19 protein-coding genes are annotated in these 24,885 nt (G+C 73.2%); 15 read left to right on the top strand and 4 right to left on the bottom strand.

Annotated elements, in window-relative coordinates:
- The first annotated feature begins 40 nt into the window (after window positions 1-40).
- The gene (locus ACIQD7_RS15910) at window positions 41-691 is read left to right on the top strand and encodes a hypothetical protein (protein ID WP_402442364.1); all 651 of its coding nucleotides are present in this window, start codon (window positions 41-43) and stop codon (window positions 689-691) included.
- A gap of 17 nt (window positions 692-708) precedes the next feature.
- On the opposite strand, the gene ACIQD7_RS15905 is transcribed toward ACIQD7_RS15910, so the two are convergent.
- The gene (locus ACIQD7_RS15905; RefSeq protein WP_402442089.1) at window positions 709-2,232 is read right to left on the bottom strand and encodes a PucR family transcriptional regulator ligand-binding domain-containing protein; all 1,524 of its coding nucleotides are present in this window, start codon (window positions 2,230-2,232) and stop codon (window positions 709-711) included.
- Between the two features lie 139 nt (window positions 2,233-2,371).
- On the opposite strand from ACIQD7_RS15905, the gene speB reads away from it, so the two are divergent.
- The 7 genes from speB (at window position 2,372) to ACIQD7_RS15870 (ending at window position 11,790) form a co-directional block, all read left to right on the top strand.
- Window positions 2,372-3,346 carry an agmatinase gene (gene speB, locus ACIQD7_RS15900; protein ID WP_053642211.1) on the top strand — a complete coding sequence of 325 codons (975 nt, stop codon included), beginning with the start codon at window positions 2,372-2,374 and terminating at the stop codon, window positions 3,344-3,346.
- A gap of 105 nt (window positions 3,347-3,451) precedes the next feature.
- Complete coding sequence (locus tag ACIQD7_RS15895; protein WP_402442087.1) at window positions 3,452-5,134, top strand: thiamine pyrophosphate-binding protein; 1,683 nt, start codon at window positions 3,452-3,454, stop codon at window positions 5,132-5,134.
- Window positions 5,135-5,206: 72 nt separating this feature from the next.
- On the top strand, window positions 5,207-5,416 hold the full coding sequence (locus ACIQD7_RS15890; RefSeq protein WP_121833199.1) for a type II toxin-antitoxin system VapB family antitoxin: 210 nt from the start codon (window positions 5,207-5,209) through the stop codon (window positions 5,414-5,416).
- Complete coding sequence (locus ACIQD7_RS15885; RefSeq protein WP_402442084.1) at window positions 5,413-5,835, top strand: PIN domain nuclease; 423 nt, start codon at window positions 5,413-5,415, stop codon at window positions 5,833-5,835. The genes ACIQD7_RS15890 and ACIQD7_RS15885 overlap by 4 nt, the downstream gene beginning before the upstream one ends.
- Before the next feature lie 136 nt (window positions 5,836-5,971).
- Window positions 5,972-9,715: an ABC transporter ATP-binding protein gene (locus tag ACIQD7_RS15880; RefSeq protein WP_402442083.1), complete on the top strand. Its 3,744-nt coding sequence runs from the start codon at window positions 5,972-5,974 to the stop codon at window positions 9,713-9,715.
- Between the two features lie 83 nt (window positions 9,716-9,798).
- On the top strand, window positions 9,799-10,221 hold the full coding sequence (locus ACIQD7_RS15875) for a hypothetical protein (protein WP_161372291.1): 423 nt from the start codon (window positions 9,799-9,801) through the stop codon (window positions 10,219-10,221).
- Window positions 10,222-10,320: 99 nt separating this feature from the next.
- Window positions 10,321-11,790, top strand: coding sequence for an aminopeptidase (locus tag ACIQD7_RS15870; protein ID WP_402442081.1), 1,470 nt, complete (start codon window positions 10,321-10,323; stop codon window positions 11,788-11,790).
- A gap of 57 nt (window positions 11,791-11,847) precedes the next feature.
- Here the strand turns inward: ACIQD7_RS15870 and ACIQD7_RS15865 are convergent, their stop codons facing one another.
- Together ACIQD7_RS15865 and ACIQD7_RS15860 are read right to left on the bottom strand one after the other, a co-directional pair.
- A complete protein-coding gene (locus ACIQD7_RS15865; protein ID WP_402442079.1) occupies window positions 11,848-13,704 on the bottom strand; it encodes a glycoside hydrolase family 3 protein in 1,857 nt (618 codons plus the stop codon).
- A gap of 531 nt (window positions 13,705-14,235) precedes the next feature.
- Complete coding sequence (locus ACIQD7_RS15860) at window positions 14,236-15,147, bottom strand: LysR family transcriptional regulator (protein WP_121828203.1); 912 nt, start codon at window positions 15,145-15,147, stop codon at window positions 14,236-14,238.
- Window positions 15,148-15,255: 108 nt separating this feature from the next.
- On the opposite strand from ACIQD7_RS15860, the gene ACIQD7_RS15855 reads away from it, so the two are divergent.
- The gene (locus ACIQD7_RS15855; RefSeq protein ID WP_402442077.1) at window positions 15,256-16,203 is read left to right on the top strand and encodes an EamA family transporter; all 948 of its coding nucleotides are present in this window, start codon (window positions 15,256-15,258) and stop codon (window positions 16,201-16,203) included.
- Here the strand turns inward: ACIQD7_RS15855 and ACIQD7_RS15850 are convergent.
- Window positions 16,190-17,077: a LuxR C-terminal-related transcriptional regulator gene (locus ACIQD7_RS15850; protein ID WP_402442075.1), complete on the bottom strand. Its 888-nt coding sequence runs from the start codon at window positions 17,075-17,077 to the stop codon at window positions 16,190-16,192. The two genes, ACIQD7_RS15855 and ACIQD7_RS15850, sit on opposite strands and share 14 nt — an antisense overlap.
- Before the next feature lie 409 nt (window positions 17,078-17,486).
- Here ACIQD7_RS15850 and ACIQD7_RS15845 point away from each other — a divergent pair, with 409 nt between their 5' ends.
- From ACIQD7_RS15845 to ACIQD7_RS15820, 6 genes are all read left to right on the top strand, one after another.
- Window positions 17,487-18,287, top strand: a complete 801-nt coding sequence (locus ACIQD7_RS15845; RefSeq protein ID WP_351971633.1) for a hypothetical protein — start codon at window positions 17,487-17,489, stop codon at window positions 18,285-18,287.
- A gap of 205 nt (window positions 18,288-18,492) precedes the next feature.
- Window positions 18,493-19,077, top strand: a complete 585-nt coding sequence (locus ACIQD7_RS15840) for a GNAT family N-acetyltransferase (protein WP_121828142.1) — start codon at window positions 18,493-18,495, stop codon at window positions 19,075-19,077.
- A gap of 325 nt (window positions 19,078-19,402) precedes the next feature.
- A complete protein-coding gene (locus ACIQD7_RS15835) occupies window positions 19,403-19,987 on the top strand; it encodes an isochorismatase family cysteine hydrolase (protein ID WP_365538520.1) in 585 nt (194 codons plus the stop codon).
- Between the two features lie 29 nt (window positions 19,988-20,016).
- The gene (gene hypE, locus ACIQD7_RS15830) at window positions 20,017-21,045 is read left to right on the top strand and encodes a hydrogenase expression/formation protein HypE (RefSeq protein WP_402442071.1); all 1,029 of its coding nucleotides are present in this window, start codon (window positions 20,017-20,019) and stop codon (window positions 21,043-21,045) included.
- A gap of 31 nt (window positions 21,046-21,076) precedes the next feature.
- The gene (hypF, locus tag ACIQD7_RS15825; protein ID WP_402442070.1) at window positions 21,077-23,464 is read left to right on the top strand and encodes a carbamoyltransferase HypF; all 2,388 of its coding nucleotides are present in this window, start codon (window positions 21,077-21,079) and stop codon (window positions 23,462-23,464) included.
- A 4-nt stretch (window positions 23,465-23,468) separates the two neighbouring features.
- The gene (locus ACIQD7_RS15820) at window positions 23,469-24,815 is read left to right on the top strand and encodes a diaminobutyrate--2-oxoglutarate transaminase family protein (protein WP_402442068.1); all 1,347 of its coding nucleotides are present in this window, start codon (window positions 23,469-23,471) and stop codon (window positions 24,813-24,815) included.
- Window positions 24,816-24,885 lie beyond the last annotated feature (70 nt).

Raw genomic sequence — 24,885 nt, 5'->3', positions numbered from 1 at the left:
GGGAACCACCACCATGACCAAGCACGGGGGAACCACCACCATGAACAAGCTCCGCACCGCACTCGCCGCCCTCACCGCCGCCGCGGGCCTCGTGGCCCTCGCCGCCGTCCCGTCCCAGGCGGACACGGCGGCGGCCCAGCGGGCCCGGGCCGGCCAGGCCCTCCAGAGCCCGCACGCCTCCACCTTCCTGACGGCGGCGCAGCTGCCGCCGTCCGCGACCCCGTGGACCGCCACCCGGGTCTTCGACGGCGTCCCGGAGAACGGCGGCGTCCTCTGCGCCCCGTACAAGATCCCGGCGCAGAACAGCCGCTACCGCGAGTTCAGCACCGAGCTCGACACCAACGGCGTCCAGGTCACCACCGTCGCCCGCACCGAGGCCGACGCCGTGAAGCTGGTCGACACCCTCCGCACGTCCCTCGCCGGCTGCGGCCCCCTGCTCGAACAGCAGAACCCGGGCCTGCACGCCGTCAGCGCCTCCCACGGCAAGGTCGCCGTCGAGGAGGGCGCCTGGGTCTACAGCCTGGACACCGCCGACCCGCAGATCGGCACCACCGACATCCACCTCTTCTCCGTCGGCCGCGACGGCCGCACCGTCACCCTCGTCCGCTGGGGCCAGATGGGCGACCTGAAGGACGCCCCGCTGAACGCCTTCCGCACCACGACGAAGACGGCCGTCGACAAGCTCCGCTGATCCGCCGCTCCACGGCCTCACCCGAGCGCGAACCACAGCTCCATCCGTACGTCCGGGTCGTCCAGGTCCCGGTCGAGGAGCGTCGCGCAGCGGGTGATGCGCTGGCGGACGGTGTTGCGGTGGACGTCCAGGGCCACCGCCGTCCGGTCCCAGCTGCCGTGGAGGGAGAGCCAGGCGCGCAGGGTCTCCCTGAGGGGTTCGTTCAGGGGGGCCAGGAGGGTCCGGGCGTGGGCGGCGGCCTCGTCCGGGTCCACGAGGGACGCGAGGCCGCCCGGACGGTGCCGTACGAGGGCCGACCGGGTGGCCTCCGCGCGGCGCAGGGCCCGTGCCGCCTGTGCGTCGGCGGCGGGGAGGTCCGCCGCCGCGGCCGGGGCGGAAATGCCGAGGAACCAGCCGGGCCGGGCGGTGACGGGCGAGGAAGCGGGCAGAAGGAGTCGTACGGAGGCGGGGGCCGCCCCGGAACCACGGGCCGCTCCTGCCTCCCCAAGGGCCTCCGCCCCGGTGCCGGAGGCCACCAGCGCCGTCCCCAGCGACGCCGCCAGGTCCGCCGCCGCGAACGGGGTGCCGTCGCCGCCCCGCGCGTGGACCACCGTCCACGGGCCCGGGTCCAGGGTGGCCGCCGCCTCCGCAGGGGAGGCGCCCAGGAGCAGCCGGACCAGGGCCTCGTCCCGCACCGCCGCGTCCGCGCCCCGGTGCGGGGCCGTCAGGAGGGAGAGCAGGACCACCGCGACGCCCGTGATCGTGTGGTCGCCGGGGCCCCGCCGCTCCGCCGCCACCCCCAGGACCAGCCCGTCGCCGCCCCCGAGGGCGTACGCCGCCAGGCGCAGGCCGCCGCTCTCCCCGCTCGCGGAGGCCGGGCCGCCGGGGCGCGGACCTCCGCCCTCCCCGCCCGCCGCCGGGCCGCCGGGGCGCGGGCCCAGGACGCCCGCCAGCTCCCGCAGCGCCCGGGACGCCTCCGCCGGGACCTCCCGGCCGGCCGCCGCCGACTCCGTGCCGTCCGGGGCGAAGAGGACCGCGCGGCCGCCGAGCCGGGCGGCGAGCGCGCCGAGGACCGCCGGGACCGGGGCCGGCCGGGCCGCCGCCGTCGCCAGGGACCGCTGGGCCTCCGTCACCCGGCGCAGCTCGTGCAGCCGGGCCTCCGCCATCAGCCGCCACACCGCCCGCGCCACCGCCGTGAACGGGGTCCGGGGCGGCACTTCGAGGAGCGGGAGCCCCCGGAGGGCGCAGGCCTCGACCAGCTCCGCCGGGACCGTGTCGTACACCGGGGTCACCCCGAAGGCGAGCGCCGCCGCCCCCGCCTCCGCCACCCGCTCCACGTACCGCGCCGGATCGGCGAGCTGCACGCCCGCCGTCATCAGGAGCTCGCCGCCGAGCAGGTACGGGTACGGGTCGGCCATCTCCGAGGTGTGCACCCAGTGCAGCGGCACGTCCCCGGGGCCGGCGAGCAGCCGCAGCCCCAGGTCCCGGCGGGCGAGCAGCGCGGCCAGCGGGACCGGCGGGGCCGGGGGAGTGGAGGCGGGGGGCGCGGTGCTCGTCGTCATGGACCCTTCGTACATCATCGGCTCGTACAGTGGAGGAAACGCACACTTCTGCCCGGCTTTCCCGGCGCCTACCGTCGTGCCGGAGAACCGAGCCGGAGCACCGATCCGGCACACCCCCTCGCCCCCGGAGGACCCGACCATGAGCAGCGACCAGAACGCCTTCCGCGGCCCGATCGACTCGTCCCGCGTCCCGCGGTACGCCGGCCCCGCGACGTTCGCCCGGCTGCCGCGGCTCGACGAGGTCGGCACCGCCGACGTCGCCGTGGTCGGCGTCCCCTTCGACAGCGGCGTCTCCTACCGCCCCGGCGCCCGCTTCGGCGGCAACGCCATCCGCGAGGCCTCCCGCCTGCTCCGCCCCTACAACCCGGCGCAGGACGCCTCCCCGTTCGCCCTCGCGCAGGTCGCGGACGCCGGTGACATCGCCGCCAACCCCTTCAACATCAACGAGGCCGTCGAGACCGTCGAGGCCGCCGCCGACGAGATCCTCGGCACCGGCGCCCGCATGATGACCCTCGGCGGTGACCACACCATCGCGCTCCCGCTGCTCCGCTCGGTCGCCAAGAAGCACGGCCCGGTCGCCCTGCTCCACTTCGACGCGCACCTCGACACCTGGGACACGTACTTCGGCGCCGAGTACACCCACGGCACCCCGTTCCGCCGGGCCGTCGAGGAGGGCATCCTCGACACCGAAGCGCTGTCCCACGTCGGCACCCGCGGCCCGCTGTACGGCAAGCAGGACCTCACCGACGACGAGAAGATGGGCTTCGGCATCGTCACCTCCGCCGACGTCTACCGGCGCGGCGCCGACGAGGTCGCCGACCAGCTGCGCCAGCGCATCGGGAACCGCCCGCTGTACATCTCCATCGACATCGACTGCCTCGACCCGGCCCACGCGCCCGGCACCGGCACCCCCGAGGCGGGCGGCATGACCTCCCGCGAGCTCCTGGAGATCCTGCGCGGCCTCTCCTCCTGCAACCTGGTCTCCGCCGACGTCGTCGAGGTCGCCCCGGCCTACGACCACGCCGAGATCACCGCCGTCGCCGCCTCCCACACGGCGTACGAGCTGACGACGATCATGTCCCGCCAGATCGCGGCGGGCCGCGCGGCGAAGTAGCCGGCGGGGCGGGGACCTCCCGCTCCGCGCGACACTGGTGAGCGCCGGGCGCGGCCGCCCCCGGCCGTGTCCGCCCCACCCCGCCACCGCCCCGAGGGACCCGCCATGACCCACGACCACGACCTGGTCCTGCGCCCCACGCCCGCCCAGATCGAGGCGGCCCTGAACCCGCCCCCGGGGCGGACCGGCGGGGACCTCGTCGTCGAGACCCTCTCGGGGCTCGGCGCGACCACCGTCTTCGGGCTCCCGGGGCAGCACGTGCTCGGGATGTTCGACGCGCTGCGCCGCTCCCCGCTGCGGTACGTGGGCCTGCGCGTCGAGAACAACGCGGGCTTCGCCGCCGACGCGTACGGCCGGATCACCGGCGAGGCGGCCCCGCTGCTGCTCTCCACCGGGCCCGGCGCGCTCCTGTCGCTCGCCGCGCTCCAGGAGGCGGCCGCCGCCTCGGCGCCGGTCGTCGCGATCGCCGGCCAGGTCCCGGTGGCCGGGCTCGGCGGCGGGCGGCGCGGCCACCTGCACGAGCTGCGCGACCAGCAGGCCTCCTTCCGGGACGTCGTGAAGTCCGTCCACACGGTCCGCACGCCGTCCCAGATCCCCTCCGCGATCGCCGCCGCCTGGGAGTCGGCGCTCACCGCCCCGCACGGGCCCGTCTGGGTGGAGATCCCGCAGGACGTGCTCACGGCGGAGACGACGCTGCCGGTGGTCACCGCGATGGACGCGACCCCCGAGGACGTCGTGCCGCGCCCCGAGCTGACGGCGGTGGCGGCGCACCTGCTCGCGCACGCAGAGCGGCCCGTGATCGTCGCGGGCGGCGGGGTCGTCCGCTCCGACGCGTCGGGGAAGCTGCGGGCCCTGGCCGAGCGGATCGACGCGCCCGTGGTCACCACCTTCGGCGGCAAGGGCGCCTTCCCCTGGAAGCACCCGCTGTCCCTCCAGTCCTGGCTGGAGGACCGGCACACCACCGACTTCCTGGAGGACGCCGACGTCCTCCTCGTCGTCGGCTCCGGGCTCGGGGAGCTGTCCTCGAACTACCACACCTTCGCCCCGCGCGGCCGGGTGATCCAGATCGAGGCGGACGCGGGGAAGCTGGAGTCCAACCATCCGGCGCTCGGCATCCACGCCGACGCCCGGCTCGCGCTCCAGGCGATCCTGGAGACGGTCGGGGAGCGCACCGACCCGACCGCGCCCGAGCGGGTCGCGGCCGTCCTCGGCCGGGTCCGGGACCGGATCGCCGCCCAGGACCTCGGCCTGGAGCAGCGGGTCGTCGCCGCCGTCCGCGAGGCGCTCCCGGCCCGGGCGCCGAGCTTCTGGGACATGACGATCCTCGCGTACTGGGCGTGGTCGGCCTTCGACGCCCGGCACCCGAACACCATGCACTCCGCGCAGGGCGCCGGCGGCCTCGGCTACGCCTTCCCCGCCGCCCTCGGCGCGGCCGTCGCGGACCCCTCCCAGCCGGTCCTGGCGGTCTCCGGCGACGGCGGCGCGATGTACTCGCTCGCGGAGCTGGCGACGGCGAGGCAGTACGGGCTCGACGTGACGTGGCTGATCGTGGACGACGGGGGCTACGGCATCCTGCGGGAGTACATGACCGACGCGTACGGCGAGGCCACCGGCACCGAGCTGACCCGCCCGGACTTCGTCGCCCTCGCCGAGTCCTTCGGCGTCCCGGCCGCCCTCACCACCCCCGACACCCTGGCCACCGACCTCGCGAAGTCCCTCGCGACCCCGGGCCCCTCGGTGGTCGTCCTCCCGGCCCTGCTGCGGATGTTCGAGCCGACGCACCTGTGAGTGAACGGCGTTTGCCGCCTCGTTTCCGTGGTGCATATGCTCCTTGCGTCACCGATATAGGGAGGATGTGCCATGTCGAATCTCTACGTCGAGGTCGACGACGAGGCTCTGGCCGAGGCCGCCGAAATACTGGGCACGAAGACGAAGAAGGACACGGTCAACGCGGCCCTGCTGGAGGTCGCGCGGCGGCACAGGCGGCTGCGGGCGCTGGAGCAGCTGACGGCGATGGCGGAGCGGGGGGACTTCGAGATCCTCATGGACAAGAGGAACTACCGTCGGTGAGCCCGGTCACCTACCTCGTGGACACGTCCGCAGCCGTCAGGATCCTGGCCAGGAGGCAGGTCCAAGAGGAGTGGGTCAAGTACCTGACGGAAGGCACCGTGGGCCTCTGCGATCTCACCGAGCTGGAGATCCTCTACTCGGCCCGGTCCGCCAACGACCGGATCGCGAAGGAGGACCTCCTTGCCCAGCTCTTCAACTGGACCCCCGTCCCCGACGGCGTCTACACCCGCGCCCGCCGCGTCCAGCAGATGCTGACCAACCAGGGCGAGCACCGCAGCGCCGGTCCGGTCGACCTCCTCGTTGCCGCCACCGCCGAACTGACCGGTCTCACGCTCCTCCACTACGACAAGGACTTCGAGACCGTCGCCCGCGTCACGGGCCAGCCGACCCAGTGGGTCGCCCCGCCCGGGACGGCCTGAGCCGGACGCGGCACGGGTCCTAGGACCACCGCCCGACCCTCCTCCGACCCGGGCCCCGTCTTTGTTGCGGCGGGATGAAATCCCACGTCGGCCGTGTTGGGCCTTCCGGTAGAGCAGGACGTACGGGAGGTCACACGTGGCGGTCGGGGAGAAACAGCGGGGCTGGGCGCGCAGGCTGGCCGGGTACGCCTGGCGGTACCGGGCGAACACGCTCCTGGCGCTCGGGTCGTCGCTCGTCGGCATGGGCGTCCTCGCCCTCGTGCCGCTCTTCACCAAGGTGATCATCGACGACGTCATCGGGACGAAGACCCGGGACCTCGCGACCTGGACCGGGCTCCTGATCGGCGCCGCCGTCCTCGTCTACGCCCTCACCTACGTCCGCCGCTACTACGGCGGACGCCTGGCGCTCGACGTGCAGCACGACCTGCGCACCGACATGTACGGCACCATCACCCGGCTCGACGGGCGGCGGCAGGACGAGCTGTCCACCGGGCAGGTCGTCGGGCGGGCCACCACCGACCTCCAGCTGATCCAGAGCCTCCTCTTCATGCTCCCGATGACCATCGGGAACGTCCTGCTCTTCCTGATCTCGCTGGGCATCATGGCCTGGCTCTCCCCGCCGCTCACCCTCGTCGCCCTCGCCGTCGCCCCCGCCCTCTGGTACGTCGCCCGGCGCAGCCGCGCCCGGCTGCACCCCGCCACCTGGCACGCCCAGCAGCAGGCCGCCCTCGTCGCCGGGGTGGTCGACGGGGCCGTGTCCGGCGTCCGGGTCGTCAAGGGCTTCGGCCAGGAGGACCAGGAGACCGGCAAGATCCGCGAGGCCGGGCGGAGGCTCTTCGCCGCCCGGCTGCGGACGGTCCGGCTCAACTCCCGGTACACCCCCGCCCTCCAGGCCGTGCCCGCCCTCGGCCAGGTCGCCGTCCTCGCCCTCGGCGGCTGGCTCGCCTACGAGGGCCGGATCACCCTCGGCACCTTCGTCGCCTTCTCCTCCTACCTGGCCTCGCTCGTCGGCCCGGTCCGGATGCTCGCCATGGTCCTCACCGTCGCCCAGCAGGCCCGCGCCGGCGTCGAGCGCGTCCTCGACCTCGTCGACACCGAGCCGGTGGTGAAGGACGGCACCAAGGAGCTGCCGGCCGACGCGCCCGCCACGGTCGAGTTCGACGACGTCTCCTTCGCGTACGAGGGCGCCTCCGGCAGTATCAGGCCGGTGCTCGACGGGTTCTCCCTGGAGATCCGGCCCGGCGAGACCGTCGCCGTCGTCGGCGCCTCCGGCTCCGGCAAGTCGACCGTCTCCCTCCTGCTCCCCCGCTTCTACGACGTCTCCCGGGGCGCCGTCCTCGTCGGCGGCCACGACGTCCGCGAGCTCACCCTCGACTCGCTGCGCGCCGCCGTCGGCCTGGTCCCCGAGGACTCCTTCCTCTTCTCCGACACGGTCCGCGCCAACATCGCGTACGGCGTCCCCGACGCCACCGACGAGCAGATCGAGACGGCCGCCCGCGCCGCCCAGGCCGACCGGTTCATCGCCGAGCTGCCCGACGGGTACGACACCAAGGTCGGCGAGCACGGGCTGACCCTCTCCGGCGGCCAGCGCCAGCGCGTCGCGCTCGCCCGCGCGATCCTGGCCGACCCCCGGCTGCTCCTCCTGGACGACGCCACCTCCGCCGTGGACGCCCGGGTCGAGCACGAGATCCACGAGGCCCTGAAGTCGGTGATGGCGGGCCGTACGACCCTGCTCATCGCCCACCGCCGCTCCACCCTCAACCTCGCCGACCGCATCGCCGTCCTCGACGGCGGGCGCCTCGCCGACATCGGCACCCAGGAGGAGCTGGAGGAGCGCTCCCCGCTCTTCCGGCGGCTGCTCACCGACCCCGAGGAGCTGGGCGCCGTCTCGCCCGGCCGCGTCGCCCCGTCCGGACCGGCCGAGGACCGCACGCTGCGGGACGAGCTGGACGCCGAGTTCGACGCCGAGCGGGGCATCACCCCCGCCCTGTGGGTACGGGACGGGGACGCCGGCCGGGAGAGCGCCGTGCCCGGCGCCACCCCCGAGCTGCTCGCCGCCGTCGCGGCCCTGCCGCCCGCCACCGACGTCCCGGACGTGGACGAGGCCCGGGCCGTGGCCCCCGAGGACGCGTACGGCCTGCGCCGGCTGCTGCGCGGCTTCGGCGTCCCGCTGCTCATCAGCCTCGGCCTGGTCGCCCTCGACGCCGGCACCGGCCTGCTGCTGCCCGTCCTGATCCGGCACGGCATCGACGAGGGCGTGAACCGGCTCGCGATCGGCGCCGTCTGGGCGGCCTCCGCCCTCGCCCTGCTCACCGTGCTCGTCCAGTGGGTCACGCAGACCGCCGAGACCCGGATGACCGGCCGCACCGGCGAACGGGTCCTCTACGCCCTGCGCCTGAAGATCTTCTCCCAGCTCCAGCGGCTCGGCCTGGACTACTACGAGCGCGAGCTGACCGGCCGGATCATGACCCGGATGACCACGGACGTGGACGCCCTGTCCACCTTCCTCCAGACGGGCCTGGTCACCGCCTTCGTCTCCGTCGTGACCTTCTTCGGGATCATGGTCGCGCTGCTCGTGCTCGACCTCCAGCTCGCCCTGGTGGTCTTCGCGACCCTGCCGGTCCTCGTCGTCGCCACGTACTTCTTCCGGCGCTCCAGCGTGAAGGCGTACGAGCTGGCGCGCGAGCGGATCAGCGTCGTCAACGCCGACCTCCAGGAGTCGGTCGCCGGGCTGCGGATCGTGCAGGCCTTCCGCCGCGAGCGCTCCGGCGCCGAGCGGTTCGCGGAGCGCAGCGACTCCTACCGCGAGGCCCGCGTCCGGGGCCAGTGGCTCATCTCGATCTACTTCCCGTTCGTCACCCTGCTGTCCTCGGCGGCCGCCGCGGCCGTCCTGGTCGTCGGCGCGAACCGCATCGAGGCCGGCACGCTCACCACCGGCGCCCTCGTCGCCTACCTCCTCTACATCGACCTGTTCTTCGCGCCCGTGCAGCAGCTCTCGCAGGTCTTCGACGGCTACCAGCAGGCCGCCGTCTCCCTGAAGCGGATGCAGGAACTCCTCCAGGAGCCCACGTCGACGGCCGCCGCCGACGCGCCTCTGGACGTGCTCTCGCTGCGCGGCGAGATCGCCTTCGAGGACGTGTCGTTCGAGTACGGCAACGACGTCGGCGACGGGGGAGAGGCGGCGCTGACCGGGGTCGACCTGCGGATTCCCGCCGGGCAGACCGTCGCCTTCGTCGGCGAGACCGGGGCCGGGAAGTCCACCCTGGTCAAGCTGGTCGCCCGGTTCTACGACCCCACGGGCGGCCGGATCACCGCCGACGGCACCGACCTGCGGGACCTCGACCTCACCGCGTACCGGCACCGGCTCGGGGTCGTCCCCCAGGAGGCGTACCTCTTCGCCGGGACGGTCCGGGACGCCATCGCCTACGGGCGGCCCGAGGCGACCGACGCCGAGGTGGAGGCGGCGGCCCGCGCGGTCGGCGCGCACGACATGATCGCCACGCTCGACGGCGGCTACCTCCACGAGGTGGCCGAGCGCGGCCGGAACCTCTCCGCCGGGCAGCGCCAGCTCGTCGCGCTGGCCCGCGCCGAGCTCGTCGACCCGGACGTCCTGCTCCTGGACGAGGCCACGGCGGCCCTGGACCTGGCGACCGAGGCCCAGGTCAACCAGGCCACCGACCGCGTCGCGGGCCGCCGCACCACCCTCGTCGTCGCCCACCGCCTGACCACGGCCGCGCGCGCCGACCGGGTGGTCGTCATGGACCACGGGCGGGTCGCGGAGGACGGCACCCACGACGAGCTGCTCGCCCTGGGCGGCCGGTACGCGAAGCTCTGGAGCACCTTCGTGGGGGAGGCGGAGCCGGCGCGGGTGGAGGCCTGAGCCGGGGCGGAGGCAACCGTTCGGGCCCCCGGCGCGTCGTAGACCCGTACACCCGTACGGAGCTTCACCCGGGAGGGGGCCGCATGGCCACGGACGACACGCCGGCCGCACGGCGCGGGCGGCGGGCGCTCGCCCGTGTCCTCGTGCCGTGCCTCACCGCCCTCGCGCTGCTCCTGCTGCCCTTCCCCGGAGGCCCGGGCGCCGGCACCGCCGACGCCGTCTCCGTCTGCCAGGGGCGGCCCACCCGGACGCTCGCCTTCCCCACCGGGGAACTGCGCCTCTACCGGACCCGGCAGTACGTCTGCGCGATCACCGTCGGCAAGGCCACCGGGCCCCGCCGGCCCATGTCCGTCTCGCTCCAGCCGCGCGGCGGCCGCCCCGCGGTCAAGTCCGGCCGGTTCGACCGCCAGACCGGCCCCCTCACCGTCCACGCCCTCAACCGCTGCGTCCGGGCGGCGGGTTCGGTGGCCGGAAGGGGGACGTCCACGGGGTGGATCCTGTGCTGAAGCACAGGAAAGTTCACGAGTAAGGACCAACTGGGTCTGGCGGTCCACACGTTGCCCCCGCTAGGTTCGCGACACCGTTGTGAATCATGGGGAGGGTGTATGCGCAAGTCGCTCAGGCTGCTGCTGTCGCTCTCGGTGCTCATAGGCACCGTGGGCTCGACCGGCGTGGCTACCGCCGCGGACACGGACACCGACAGCGCGGCCGTCATCGACGCGCGGAACGCGGCCGCCGACAAGGCCGCCGCCAAGGACATCAAGGACCGCATCCTGGCGATCCCCGGGATGACCCTGATCGAGGAGAAGCCGTACGCCGGCTACCGCTTCTTCGTCCTGAACTACGAACAGCCGATCGACCACGCGCGCCCGTGGAAGGGCACGTTCCAGCAGCGGATCTCGGTCCTCCACAAGGACACGGACCGTCCCACCGTCTTCCGCACCAGCGGCTACGGCCTGAGCACCACGCCGAGCCGGGCCGAGCCGACCCGGATCGTCGACGGCAACCAGATCTCCATGGAGTACCGCTTCTTCACCCCGTCCCGGCCGCAGCCGGCCGACTGGTCGAAGCTGAACATCTGGCAGGCCGCCAGCGACCAGCACCGGATCTTCACCGCCCTCAAGAAGATCTACGGCAAGAAGTGGCTCTCCACCGGCGCCTCCAAGGGCGGCATGACCGCCACGTACTACGAGCGCTTCTACCCGCGCGACATGGACGGCGTCGTCGCCTACGTCGCCCCGAACGACGTGGTGAACGACGAGGACTCGGCCTACGACCGCTTCTTCGCGACCGTCGGCACCAAGGAGTGCCGCGACCGCCTGAACGACCTCCAGCGCGAGGCCCTCGTCCGGCGCGCGCCCCTCCAGGCCAAGTACAAGGCGTGGGCCGAGTCGCAGGGCGCCACCTTCAACACCGTCGGCACGCTCGACAAGGCCTACGAGGCCGTCGTCCTCGACTTCGTGTGGGGCTTCTGGCAGTACTACGGCCAGGACGTCTGCGACCAGATCCCGGTGGCGAAGACGGCGACCGACGAGGAGGTCTACGACACGATCGACGCCTACTCCGGCTGGTCCGCCTACACCGACCAGGGCCTGGAGCCGTACACGCCGTACTACTACCAGGCGGCCACCCAGCTCGGCGCGCCCTTCATCAAGCAGCCGCACCTCAAGGGCCTGAGCCGCTACGGCTACCAGCCCGCGCGGAACTTCGTGCCGCGCGAGATCCCGATGAAGTTCGACCCGCGCGCCATGAAGGACGTGGACTCCTGGGTCCGCAACAACGCGCGCCAGATGCTGTTCGTCTACGGCGGCAACGACCCGTGGGGCTCCGAGAAGTTCCGCCTGGGCAAGAACGCGCGCGACAGCTACGTGTACGTGGCCCCGGGCGCCAACCACGGCGCGAACGTGGAGGGCCTGGTCGAGGCCGAGCGCAAGAAGGCCACCGCCCGCATCCTCGCCTGGGCCGGCGTCCCCGCCCCGGCCGAGCGGGCGGCGCAGCCGCTCGCCCGCTTCGACGCCCGCCTCGACAAGGCGGTCGACGAGGAGGCGACCCGGGAGCACGGCCTGCGGCCGTGACCCCTTCCGCGTGAAGCGGGGGCGCACCCGGCCGGGTGCGCCCCCGCTTTTCGTCCGCTAGCGGTACGAGAGGCCGTATCCGACCGGATACAGCACCCGGGCCGGGTCGTCGGCGCTCTGCACCGGCACCGGGAGCCGGCCCCGGGGCTTCGCCCGCCCGGCCAGGACCCGGACGGCGGCCCGGAGTTCGACGTCGGTCCAGGAGTACGCGGCGAGGGTCGCCCGCTGGCCCGTCAGGTGCGCGATGTCGTACGGGTTGCGGACGGCGACCGTCACGACGGGCACCCCGGTCGCCGCGAGCCGCGCCACCAGCGTGCGCTGGGTGCTGGTCGCGGTGACGTTGTACGTGCCCACGACCACCACGTCCTTGCCGGCCGCGGCCGCCACCGCCTCGTCGATCCTCGTGGTGGTCGGGGCGGTCCCGGTGGGGAGCGCCGTCGCGGTGAACCCCAGCTCCCGCAGGGCCTCCGTCAGGGTGGCGGTGGGCGGCCCGGTGGTGCCGGACGGGGAGGCCGGATCGGCGCCGACGACCAGGACCGAGCGGTGGCGCGCGGGGCGCAGCGGCAGGAGGCCGCCCTCGTTGAGGAGCAGGGTGATGGTCGTCTCGGCGATCCGGTCGGCCTGCGCGAGGTGGGCCTTCGCGCCGACCACCCGCTCGACGCGCGCCCGGGTCACGTACGGCTGCCGGAACAGGCCCAGCTTCGCCTTCAGGCGCAGGATGCGCAGGATCGATTCGTCGAGCCGGGCCTCAGTCAGCTCGCCGTCGCGGACGGCCTTCAGGACCGCGTTCCAGGCGACGTCGAGCTTGGGCGGGTTGAGCAGCTGGTCCACCCCGGCCTTGAGTGCGAGGACCGGGACGCGCTCGTCGCCGTACTTGGTGCGCACGCCCTCCATGCCGAGCGCGTCGGTGACCACCACGCCGTCGTAGCCGAGCCGTTCGCGCAGGATGCCGGTGAGGATGGGCCGGGAGAGGGTCGCCGGGTCCCCGCTCGGGTCGAGCGCGGGGACCACGATGTGGGCAGTCATGATCGAGTCGATGCCGGTCTCGATCGCGGCCCGGAACGGCGGGGCGTCCAGCTCCTCCCACTGCTCCCGGGTGTGGGTGATCGTCGGCAGGCCGTAGTGGCTGTCGACGGCGGTGTCGCCGTGGCCGGGGAAGTGCTTGGCGGTGGCCGCGACCCCGGCCCGCTGGTAGCCCTGGACCTGGGCGGCGACGAGACCGGCGACCGCGTGCGGGTCGGAGCCGAAGGAGCGGACGCCGATGACCGGGTTGGCCGGGTTGACGTTCACGTCGGCGACCGGGGCGTAGTTCTGCCGGATGCCCATCGCGGCGAGTTCGTCGCCCGCGATCCGCGCGGCCCGGCGGGCGTCGGCGTGCGAGCGGCCGGCGCCGAGGGCCATCGCGCCGGGCAGCAGGGTCGCGGGCTCGCCCACCCGGCAGACGATGCCGTGCTCCTGGTCGGTGGAGATGAGCACCGGGACCGGGGTGGGCCGCGCGAGGGCGGCCTGCTGGATGCCGTTGGAGAGGTCGGCGATCTGGTACGGGTCGCGGGTGTTGTGGGCCCAGGAGAAGTAGATGATCCCGCCGACGTGGTAGCGGGCGACCAGCTCGGCGGCGGTGCGGACCCCGATCTCGGCGAGGTTGGCGTCGACGTCGGCCTGGTCCGGGGCGGTCGCGGAGTGCCCGTACACCCGCATCACGAAGAGCTGGCCGACCTTCTCCTCCAGGGACATCCGGTCGACGATCCGCCGGAGCCGCCGGTCGTCGTACCGCTCGGGCGCGGCCAGCGCGGGGGCGCTCGCCCCGGTGACGGCGGCGGCCGCGGCGGCGGCGGTCACCGCGAGGAGGGCGCGGCGGGAGGGGGTGGGGGAGGGGGTGGGAGCGGAGGCGGGTGCGGGGGCGCGGTGGTGCACTGGTGCTCCTTCCGGCCGTGCGGGGTTGAAGGAAACTTCCAAGGAGTCACGGATAGCCGGAAAGTAACTGCCAGGTCAAGGACCCGCGCGGGAATCGCCTGGCGGCGGGCCTGAGTGGGGGGTGCGGGGCTCCTGGCGGCGGGCTGTTCGTGGGGGCCCGGGGTGGCCGGTCCGGGGGTGTTGCGGGGTGCCTCGTGGCGGGGGCTGCGCGGGAGCCGGCCGGGGGGTCGGACCTGGGGGTGTGCGGGTCGCCGGGTGGTAGGGCGGTACGGGAGCCGCCCGGCGGAGGGGGCGGGACCGGCCGGTGGTGGGGGCGGGGCCGGCCGGTGGTGAGGGCGGGACCGGCCGGTGGTGGGGGCGGGGGAGGTGCGGGTCGTCTCGTGGCGGGGCTGCGCCGGGGCGGGCGGGAGCCGGCCGGTGGGCCGGGGCCTCCCGGTGACGGGGCCGGACCGCCCCGGGCCGGGTGGAGGTGCGGGTCGCCCCGTGGTGGGCCTGCGTCCGGGCGGGCCGGAGCCCCGGTGGCGGGGCGCGTCAGACCGAGGACGCTATCGCCGGCCAGAGGTCCTGGAGGGTGCGGACCGTTTCGCGGATCGCGGGGCGGCGGGCCGCGCCCGTGCGCCACATGGCGTGCAGGCGGCGCTTCGGCATCGGGTCCAGGCGGATCGGCGTCACGCCCGGCGGCAGCGCCCCGCGCCCCAGGCGGGGGACCAGGGCGATGCCCAGGCCGGCCGCCACGAGCGCCACCTGGGTGTGGTTCTCGCCCGCCTGATGGACGATCAGCGGCTCGTACCCGGTCGCCCGCAGCGTCCGTACGAGCCAGTCGTGGCAGACCGATCCCGGCGGCTGCGAGATCCACCGCTCGCCCGCCAGCTCCTCCCGGCGCACCGACTCCCGCGCCGCCAGCGGATGGTCCCGGGGGACGAGGATGTCGCACAGGTCGTCGCCGACGACCGCCTGCTCGACCCCCGGCGGGGCCGGCAGCGGCGCGATGTCCCAGTCGTGCGCCACGGCCAGGTCGATCACGCCCCGCGCCACCAGGTCGACCGACAGGTGCGTGTCCACCTCCGAGAGCCGGAGGTCCAGGTCGGGGTGGAGCCGGGTCAGCTCCGCGAGCGCCCGGGGCATCAGACCGCGCGCCGCGCTCGGGAAGCAGCCGATCGCCAGCCGCCCGGAGGGCTTGCCGCGCCGCTCCTCCAGACGCACCTCCGCCTCCTCCATCAGGGCGAGGAGCCGGCTGGTGGTGGCCGCCAGCTGGTGGGCCTCGTCGGTGAGCCGGATGCCCCGGCCCTGCCGTTCGAGCAGGGTGGTGCCGGTCTCCCGCTCCAGCTTGGTGATCTGCTGGGAGACCGCGGAGGGGGTGTACCCCAGGGCCTCGGCGGCGGCGCCCACCGTCTTGTGGACGGAGACGGCGTGCAGGGCGCGAAGACGGCCGATGTCCAGCACGGTGACCACCTCGGAGGCTGCGGAGGAGCGCGGAATGTAGCGTCACTACATCCAATCATGTAGCGATCCGTGCTGGTGCTACACGGTCGCCGAGGGGATCCTCGGACCATGCGCCCCGCACACATCGCCCTGGCAGCGCTGGTCGCCGCTGTCTGGGGAGTCAACTTCGTCGTCATCGAGATCGGCCTCGGCCACTTCCCGCCGCTGCTCTTCTCGGCCCTCCGGTTCCTCGCCGCCGCCCTGCCCGCCGTCTTCCTCGTCGGCCGCCCGAAGGTGGCCTGGAAGTGGATCCTGGCCGTCGGCCTCGTCCTGGGCGTGGCCAAGTTCAGCCTGCTCTTCATCGGCATGGACCTGGGGGCGCCTGCCGGGCTCTCCTCGCTGATCCTCCAGATCCAGGCGGTCTTCACGGCCCTGTTCGCCTTCGTGGCCCTCGGGGAGCGGCCGGGCCGGGTCAAGGTGGCCGGCATGGCGATCGCCCTCGCGGGCATCGCGGTCGCGGCGGTCGACGAGGGCACCTCGGGCCCCCTGATCGGCTTCCTCCTGGTGATCGGCGCGGCGGTCTGCTGGGGCGTCTCCAACGTCCTGACCCGCAAGGCCTCCCCGCCCGACGCGCTCAACTTCATGGTCTGGGTCAGCACCGTGCCGGTCCTGCCGCTGCTCGCCCTCTCGCTCCTCGTGGAGGGCCCCGAGCGGGACCTCGCCGCGCTGCGCGGCCTCGACTGGACGGGCCTCGGCGTCATCGTCTACGTCGCCTGGATCACCACCATCTTCGGCTTCGGCGCGTGGGGCTGGCTGCTGCGCCGCTACCCGGCCTCCTCGGTGGCGCCCTTCTCGCTCCTCGTGCCGGTCTTCGGGATGTCGTCGGCCGCGCTGTTCCTGGGCGAGGGCATCAGCGGACTGCGCTGGTGCGCGGCGGCGCTGCTCGTCGGCGGCGTGGCGCTGACGTCGCTCTGGCGGGGATCGCCGCCCCCCGCCCCGCCGGCGGTGACGCCCGCGGAACGGGAAACGGCTCCCCAGGACCCGCTGCCCAGCGGCGGCCTGCCTAGTGGCCGCTGAACGGCTCCTTGCTCAGCAGGTAACCGGCGTGGAGCCGGTTGCGGGCGCCGATGCTTTTCATGATGTGGGAGATGTGCCGCTGGCAATTCCGCAGGGAAATTCCGACGACCTGGGCTATTCGTTTGTCCGATTCCCCCTGGGTGAGCAGCGAGATAATGGCGTGCTGAATCTCGGACGTGGCCGCGACCCGATCGGCCCTGCGTTCTTCGGGCGAGAGGTCGGAAGCCGCAGTCCAGGCCCGGTCGAAGGCCTCCGCCACAAAAGCGACAACCTGCGGGTCCCGTACGATCACGGCGCCTTTCGAATCGTCGAGGAGCGGCAGGATGCCGATCTTGCGGTCGAAGATGATGCAACGCGGAAAACCGCCCGCGAGGGTACGCACCTGGGCGCCGAGGGGGGTCACCAGGTCGACGTACGAGAGGGTCGCGGGGTTGAAGCGCGCCGTGTGCTGGTAGAGCGTCCGCATCCTGACCCCGCGGCCCAGCAGTCTGGTCGTGCGGTCCATACTGTCGGCGAGGACCTCCTCCACGCGGGCACCGCCGGGCTGCGAGGAGAGCGCCTCCTCGCGGCACTCGTCCGCGAAGCCGGTGATCAGCCGGCGCACGTCGGACAGCTCGTGGACGACCTCCAGCGAGCAGTGGGCGTGCTGGGCGCGCGGAGTGCGCAGTTCGAGCTGGTCCAGGCCGCTCCGGAGCTCGTCGACGAGCGCCTGGGTGCGGTTCAGCTCCCGCTGGAGCGGATTGAGGACCTTCACGCGGGCGAAGTCCACGGGATGCGGGACCAGGGGCTCCGCGCCGGTGCCGGCGCCCCCGGTGCTCAGCAGCCCCAGTTCGCGCAGGTCCCGGACCGCCTCGTCGGTCTCCCCCCGGTCCATCCCGAGCGCCTCCGCCGCGGTTTCGACGGTGCACCTGGGCGATTCCGATACGAAGCGGTACAAACGGTCCGCCGATTCGTGGAGCGGTGGCGGGTTAATCGCACCGCTTCTGCCGGTTTCATTCAATGTATCCCCCTGTCATGTTTCCGCCAGGGGCAACATGATCCCAGAGGGGACTGGTCTAGAAACGGCTTTCCGCCGGAGGATGAGCGAAGCGCTGACGACCTCAACGCTCGTCCGAAAGGTAGGGGTTTTCCATGGCACGTGCAGCGAGAAACCTTCTCGCCATCACGGCTTCCGCGGCTCTGTCCTTCCTTCTCGTCCAGGGAACCGGCACTCAGGAAGAGCGCGCATTCCTCGCCGGATCCGGCCAGAGCAAAGTGATCAACGACCTCGGGTGGGGATGACCATGCCTCGTAGCAAGTCGTACAACACGTACTCCAGCCTCCAGCGCCCCGAGTTCCGCAAGCGCGTGGACGAGCTCCTCCTGAAGTTCGAGCGTGACTTCTACGAGAAGAGCAAGGGCGCGGAGGGGATGCTCGACGCGAACAAGTTCGACATGGACCTCTACAAGCGCCACAACGTGGAGACCATGATCCGGATCGGTCTCAAGCGCGCCGTGGACCCGCTGGTCGCCAACTACTGGGCCACCCGCGACCCGCAGCTCTCCAAGGAGTGGGGCCTGTACGGAGCCGAGGAGGGCCGGCACGACCGCATGTTCGCCGGCGACCTGCACAAGGTCGGGATGACGGACGAGGAGATCTACGCGATCCGTCCGACCTTCGCCACCGAGCTGCTCAACGGCTACTTCTACTACACGCTCGCCACCGAGGGCCCGCTCGCCTCGATGATCAGCGGCTTCTACCTCGAGTACATCGCGGGCAAGACCCAGCCCGACTGGCTCGACATCATGGAGCAGCACGTCGGCGCCAACAACACCAAGGGCGCCCGTGCCCACCTCGCGCTCGACGAGGACGACGACCACGTCGACATGGTCTGGAACATGATCATGCGCGTGATCAAGGACGAGGACGACGAGGAGCGCTTCGTCGAGCACCTCACGAAGATCAACTCCCTCTTCGTGTCGTACTTCGTCGAGGTCTACGCCGCCACGGTCCTGGGCCTCGGGTCCGACCCGTCGCAGCTGACGCAGGTCTCGCCCGGCGCCGCGGTGCAGACCAACCTGCAGGCTCGGGTCGCCGCGGTCTGACGCTCCGGGTCCGGGGCTCCGGGGCGTCGCCGCCCCGGAGCGCGCCGCGGACCCGCCCGGCACCCGAACACCCCCCTGGCGACACCGGACACCGCGCACCCACGACCCCGCCCCACGCCGCCCGCCGCGGCGCCGGGCGGTGCGGGCGGCGGTGTCCGGTGTCCCTGCGGGCTGCCCACCGTCCGGCAAACCCACGGGAAGACCCATGCGATACGAATGGCCGCGCGAACTGTCCGAGAAGGACATGCGCGAAATGATCGAGCTGATGGACGCCGTCGCGGTCAAGGAGCAGACCCTCGGCTTCTACGAGCCCGTCGGCCCCGAGAAGGGCCTGACGCTGATGCGGGCCTTCGACGCCGACCTGCGCAAGGGCGCGATCGACGTCCTCGCGGTCCGCGACGAGGAGGACGACCGGATCGTCGGCATGGTCACCCTCGCCCGGGCCCCGCTGCCGGCCCGCCGCCACATCGTCGACATGCGACGGTGCGTCATCGCCCCCGACCGCCGGGGCCAGTTCCTCCTGGAGGGCTGGTCCGAGGCCCTGCACAAGGCGCGCGACATGGGCTGTGAGGTCATCACCCTCGAAGTCCGCAGCGACGGCCCCGTCGGCCTCTGGGAGCGGCTCGGCTTCCGCGAGTACGGGCGGCTGCCCGACTACGCCCGCCTCGACGGGCGCGAGGCCGTCACCGGCCACTACCTGTACGCGCGGATCGCCGACGTCCTGGCCCACTTCGAGGCCACCGGCACCTGGCTGCACGAGCCGCAGGAGAGCGCCGCCCTCGCGGGCTGACCCTCTCGCCGCGATCCCGTACGGACCCGCACGATCCCGTATGGATCTGCACGATCCTGTACGACCCGCACGATCCCGTACGGACCCGTACGACCGTACGGACCCGCACGGCCCCGTACCACCGCACGGCCCCGTACGACCGCACATCCCCGTACGGGTCCCGTACCCGCCCCGCATCCCCGGGCGCGTACGGCCTTCACTCCCTCCCGGACCCGCCCGCGTCCCGCGGGCCGGCGCGTCGCCGCACGTCCCGGAGCATCCCGCCGGCGCGCCCTTCCGCGCGCCCGGCGCCCACACCCGCACGGCCTCACCGAAGGGCACACCCATGTCCAAGATCGCCGTCCTCACCAATGACCTCCAGTACGAGCTCGTGGAGAAGAACCCCGAGCGCGTCGCGGCCGTCGCCGCCGCCACCCCGCACTTCACCGGCTTCCTCGACGAGATCCGCCGCCGCGGCCACCACGTCTTCCACCTCCAGCTCGTCAACGACCCCGACGACCCGAACGCCGAGCGCTACGACGGCCACCTCCCGGTCCAGCGCGGCACCCGCGGCGCCGAGGTCCTGGAGGAGTTCCTCGCCCCCGAGGACGTCGTCATGGAGAAGAGCAAGGACTCCGGCTTCTACGAGACGGACCTGCACGAGCGCCTCCAGGCCCTCGGCGTCGACACCGTCCTCATCACCGGGATGCAGACCCAGATCTGCGTCCAGACCACCGCCGCCGACGCCTTCTTCCGCGGCTACAACATCTGGGTCCCCTCCGACTGCGTCGTCTCCGCCCGCCAGGAGGACAAGGACCGCGCCCTGGAGTGGCTGGACGGCTACTGCGCCACCGTCTCCGACTCCGCCGAGGTCATCAGCGTCCTCGACGCCGAGGGCACCCTGCCCCGCAAGAACATCAAGACCCCGTGACCGCGACCCTCCCCGACCCAGGAGCAGCCATGACCGCGAGCACGGCCGGCAGCAGTGACGAGATCCTCCTCGACCACGGCACCGGGGCGAAGCTGAGCCAGGAACTCGTCCAGCTGATCGCCGAGACCCTCGGCGACGTCTACGTCGGCATCATGGAGGACAGCGCGATCCTCCCGGTCGAGACCGGGCGCATCGCCATGACGACGGACTCCTTCGTCGTCGACCCGCCGTTCTTCGGCAACGGCGACATCGGCAAGATCGCCGTCTGCGGCACGGTCAACGACCTCGCCGTGGCCGGATCCCGCCCCAAGTACCTCACCCTGGGCCTGATCCTGGAGACCGGCCTGCCGATCGACCGCCTCAAGCAGGTCCTCGTGTCGATCCGCGAGACGGCCCGCGAGGCCGGCGTGCAGATCGTCGGCGGCGACACCAAGGTGGTCCGCAAGGGCGAGGCCGATCAGCTCTACCTCAACACCGCGGGCGTCGGCGTCTTCGAGCGCGAGCCGCTCTCCATGACCGACGTGCGCCCCGGCGACAAGGTCATCCTCAGCGGCCCCATCGGCAACCACACCGTCCACCTGCTCTCCATCCGCGAGGGCCTCGGCTTCGAGCAGCGCGTCGACAGCGACTGCGCCCCGCTGAACAACCTCATCGACGGGGTCCTCAGCCGGGTGCCGGCCGGCGCCGTCCGCTCGATGCGCGACGTCACCCGCGGCGGACTGACCGCCGTCCTCCACGAGTACGCCGGGAAGCTCGGCCGCACCGTGCGGGTCGACACCCCCAGCCTGCCGATCCAGCACGAGACCGCCATGGCGGCCGACATGCTCGGCATCAACCCGCTGCACTGCGCCAACGAGGGCTGCCTCGCCGTCTTCGTCGACCCCGCCGCCGAGGCGGACGTCCTGGCGGCGCTGCGCTCGCTCCCGTACGGCGAGCACGCCGTCACCATCGGCGAGATCTCCGAGGACACCGAGGCCCTGGTGCTGCTGCGGGACGCCGACGGCCGGGAGACGCAGCTGGAAGAACTCCTCGGGGCCGAACTGCCCCGGCTCTGCTGAGGACCCGACCCAGGAAACGAGGGGGATCACCATGAGCACCGTGACGTCTCCACCGGACACCGCGACCTCCCCGCCGGCCACCGAGGAGTGGCGGCTGCGGGTCACCGGGGTGGTGCAGGGCGTCGGCTACCGGCCGTTCGTCTACAAGCTGGCCCGTGAACTGGGCCTCTCCGGCTGGGTCCGCAACGACCCCGAGGGCGTCCTCGTGGAGGCGTCCGGACCGGACGCCGCCCTGGCCGAGTTCGCCGCCGGTCTCAAGGACCGCGCGCCCGAACTCGCCCGCGTCGACGGTGTCGTGGTGACCCGGGGGCTCCCCGCGGGCAGCGTGCCCGCGGGCCCCTTCACCATCGTCCACAGCGAACACTCCGGCGCCCGCACCGCCCTGCTCCCCGCCGACACCCACGTCTGCGGCGACTGCCAGGGCGAACTGCGGGACCCGAACGACCGGCGCCACCGCTACCCGTTCATCAACTGCACCAACTGCGGGCCGCGCTACTCCATCATCCAGGACCTGCCCTACGACCGGCCGGCCACCACCATGGCGTCCTTCACCATGTGCGCGGCCTGCAAGGCCGAGTACGAGGACCCGCTCGACCGGCGCTACCACGCCCAGCCCAACGCCTGCCCCGACTGCGGGCCCCGGCTCCTGCTCACCGACCGGGAAGGGCGCACCACCGAGGGCGACACCGCCCTGCGCGGCGCCGCCGAGGTCCTCGCCGACGGCGGGATCGTCGCCGTCAAGAGCGTCGGCGGCTTCCACCTCGCCGTGGACGCCACCCAGCCGGAGGCCGTGGCCCTGCTGCGCCGCCGCAAGCGCCGCGACTCCAAGCCCTTCGCGGTGATGGTCCGCGACCTGGCCACCGCCCAGCGCCTCGCCGTCCTCTCCGAGGACGAGATCGACGTCCTGCGCTCCCCGGCCCGCCCCATCCTACTCGCCCGCAAACAGCCCGACGCCCTGCCCGAGTCGGTCGCGCCCTGCAACCCCAACCTCGGGATCATGCTGCCCTCGGCGCCCCACCACCACCTGCTCCTGGACGAACCCGGCCTGGAAGCACTGGTGATGACCAGCGGCAACATCTCCGGCTACCCCATCGCGTACCGCAACGAAGAGGCCCTGGAGCAGCTCTTCGAGATCGCGGACGTCATCCTCTACCACGACCGCGACATCGAGATCCGCGTCGACGACTCCGTCGTCCGGCTCTCCGTCCACGACGAACTGGACGCCCCGCTGCTCCAGTTCATCCGCCGGGCCCGCGGCTACGCCCCGTACCCCGTGGACGTCGGCCGGGAGGTGGCGCCCGCCGTCGCCCTCGGCGCCGAGCTGAAGACCACGGTCGCCCTGTCGCACGGCAGCAAGGTCTTCCTCAGCCAGCACATCGGGGACCTCAAGAACGACGAGACCTTCGCCTCCCACCGGCGCACCGCCCGCCACCTCGCCCGGCTCTACGCCCTGGAGCCGCGCCTGACCGCGCACGACCTGCACCCGCAGTTCCGCTCCACCCGGGCGGCGCTCGACGGCGACGGAGAAGGAGACGGCGCCGGCCGGACCGTCGTCGAGGTCCAGCACCACCACGCCCACATGGCCTCCTGCATGGCCGAGAACCACGTCACCGGCACCACCCTCGGCGTGATCTTCGACGGCTTCGGCTACGGCGAGGACGGCACCGTCTGGGGCGGCGAGTTCCTGCTCGGCGACTACGCCGCCTACCGGCGCGTCGGCCACCTGCGCCGCCTGCCCCTGATCGGCGGCGACCAGGCCGTCCGCGAACCCGTCCGCACCGGCTACGCCCTCGCCCTCGACGCCTTCGACGGCGACCGGGAGAAGGCCGTCGCCGCCTTCCCCGCCCTCGCCGAACTCGACGAGCAGCAGCGGCACGTGTACGCCACCATGGCCGCCCGGGGCATCAACTCCCCGGCCACCTCCAGCATGGGCCGCCTCTTCGACGGCGCCGCCGCGCTCGCCGGGGTCTGCTCCCGGGCCGAGTACGAGGCCCAGGGGCCGATCGAGCTGGAGGGCCTGCTCGCCCGCGACTCCGCCCCGGAGGCCGCCTACCGCTTCGGCGCCGGCGCGCCCGACGCGGACGGTCCCGTCGAGGTCGACCCCCGGCCCGTGATCCGGGCCATGGCCGGCGACCTCGCGGCCGGACTGCCCGCCGACCGGATCAGCCGCCGCTTCCACACCGCCGTCGTGGAGATGGTCCGCGACCGCTGCCGGGCCTTCCGCGAGGAGACCGGCGTGCGGCAGGTCGTGCTCTCCGGCGGCGTGTTCCTCAACGAGTTCCTGCTGCTCAACTGTCTGACCGGGCTGACCGCCGACGGTTTCGACACCTACGTCCACCGACAGGTCCCGACCAACGACGGGGGCATCGCCCTCGGCCAGGTCATGGTCGCGGACGCCCGTACATCCCCTGGGAAGTGATGACGTGACCACCCGCACGACCGCCCCCACACCGGACGAGATCTACGCGTACGTCCGGGCCCGCGAATCCGGCGCCCGCACCTACGCCACCGCTTTCGGCCAGGTCCTCCAGGACGGGCTCGGCGCCCGCGTCCGCGACGGCCACGGCACCGAGTACATCGACTGCCTGGCCGCCGCCGGCACCCTCGCCCTCGGCCACAACCACCCCGAGGTGCTCCGCCGGGTCCGCGAGTACCTGGAATCCGGCCAGGTGCAGCAGGCCCTCGACCTGACCACCCCCGCCAAGTACGCCTTCCTGTCGGCGCTCTACGAGAACCTGCCCGGCACGATGGCCGACACCTTCCGCACCCAGTTCTGCGGACCCGCCGGGGCCGACGCCACCGAGGCCGCGATCAAGCTCTTCAAGACCGCCACCGGCCGCCGCACGGTCCTCTCCTTCCACGGCGCCTACCACGGCATGACGGCCGGCTCGCTGGCCCTCACCGGCAACCTGGGCGCCAAGGAACCGGTGCCCTCGCTCATGCCGGACGTGCACCACCTGCCCTACCCCTACGACTACCGCTGCCCCTTCGGCCTCGGCGGCGACCAGGGCGTCCGGGTCGGCCTCACCTACATCGAACGGCTGCTCACCGACCCCGAGAGCGGCATCACCAAGCCCGCCGCCGTCTTCGTGGAGGCCGTGCAGGGCGAGGGCGGCGTGATCGCCGCGCCCCCCGAGTGGCTGCGCGGACTGCGCGAGATCACCGCCCGGCTCGACATCCCGCTCGTCCTGGACGAGATCCAGGCCGGCTGGGGCCGCACCGGCACCATGTGGGCCTTCGAGGAGTCCGGCATCGAGCCCGACGCCGTCCTCGTCTCCAAGGCGGTCGGCGGCGGCTTCCCGCTCGCCCTGATGCTCTACCACGGCAAGTACGACGCCTGGCTGCCCGGCGCCCACGCGGGCACCTTCCGCGGCAACCAGATCGCCCTGGTGGCGGGCGCCGCCGCCCTGGAGGTCTTGGCCGAAGAAGGACTCGTGGAGAAGGCCGCCGTCAAGGGAGAGTTGCTCGGCGGCCTGCTGCGGCGCCTCGCCCGGTCCCGTCCGGAGATCGGCGACGTCCGCGGCAGGGGCCTGATGTGGGGCGTCGAGCTCGTCGACCCGGACGGCGAGGCCGACGCCCTGGGCGCCCGGCCCGCCGACGGCGACCGCGCCCGCCGCGTCAAGAAGGCCTGCCTGGAACACGGACTCCTTCTGGAGAGCGGCGGTCGGCACGGCGCCGTGCTCCGGCTCCTTCCGCCCCTCACCATCACGGAGGAAGAGATCCACGAAGTGGTCGGCGCCCTGGAGAAGGCCCTCATCGACTGCGCCTGAGAGGGCGCCCGAGGGCCCGCTCCCGGGACGCGGGGCACCACGCGAACAACGCGACGACGTGAAGGAACGA

The organism is Streptomyces sp. NPDC093071 (assembly GCF_044754545.1).
GTDB lineage: Bacteria > Actinomycetota > Actinomycetes > Streptomycetales > Streptomycetaceae > Streptomyces.
Note: the sequence above shows the minus strand (reverse complement) of the source record. Positions and strands in the feature narration are given on the sequence as shown.

Bases quoted from the DNA above. Each gene is read 5' to 3' on its own strand.
- ACIQD7_RS15870 (WP_402442081.1), top strand. From the start codon at position 10,321: ATGCGCAAGTCGCTCAGGCTGCTGCTGTCGCTCTCGGTGCTCATAGGC.
- ACIQD7_RS15840 (WP_121828142.1), top strand. From the start codon at position 18,493: ATGCGATACGAATGGCCGCGCGAACTGTCCGAGAAGGACATGCGCGAA.
- ACIQD7_RS15890 (WP_121833199.1), top strand. From the start codon at position 5,207: ATGTCGAATCTCTACGTCGAGGTCGACGACGAGGCTCTGGCCGAGGCC.
- speB (WP_053642211.1), top strand. From the start codon at position 2,372: ATGAGCAGCGACCAGAACGCCTTCCGCGGCCCGATCGACTCGTCCCGC.
- hypF (WP_402442070.1), top strand. From the start codon at position 21,077: ATGAGCACCGTGACGTCTCCACCGGACACCGCGACCTCCCCGCCGGCC.
- ACIQD7_RS15845 (WP_351971633.1), top strand. From the start codon at position 17,487: ATGCCTCGTAGCAAGTCGTACAACACGTACTCCAGCCTCCAGCGCCCC.
- ACIQD7_RS15895 (WP_402442087.1), top strand. From the start codon at position 3,452: ATGACCCACGACCACGACCTGGTCCTGCGCCCCACGCCCGCCCAGATC.
- ACIQD7_RS15850 (WP_402442075.1), bottom strand. From the start codon at position 17,077: ATGGACCGGGGGGAGACCGACGAGGCGGTCCGGGACCTGCGCGAACTG.
- ACIQD7_RS15875 (WP_161372291.1), top strand. From the start codon at position 9,799: ATGGCCACGGACGACACGCCGGCCGCACGGCGCGGGCGGCGGGCGCTC.
- ACIQD7_RS15855 (WP_402442077.1), top strand. From the start codon at position 15,256: ATGCGCCCCGCACACATCGCCCTGGCAGCGCTGGTCGCCGCTGTCTGG.
- ACIQD7_RS15905 (WP_402442089.1), bottom strand. From the start codon at position 2,232: ATGACGACGAGCACCGCGCCCCCCGCCTCCACTCCCCCGGCCCCGCCG.
- hypE (WP_402442071.1), top strand. From the start codon at position 20,017: ATGACCGCGAGCACGGCCGGCAGCAGTGACGAGATCCTCCTCGACCAC.
- ACIQD7_RS15910 (WP_402442364.1), top strand. From the start codon at position 41: ATGAACAAGCTCCGCACCGCACTCGCCGCCCTCACCGCCGCCGCGGGC.
- ACIQD7_RS15835 (WP_365538520.1), top strand. From the start codon at position 19,403: ATGTCCAAGATCGCCGTCCTCACCAATGACCTCCAGTACGAGCTCGTG.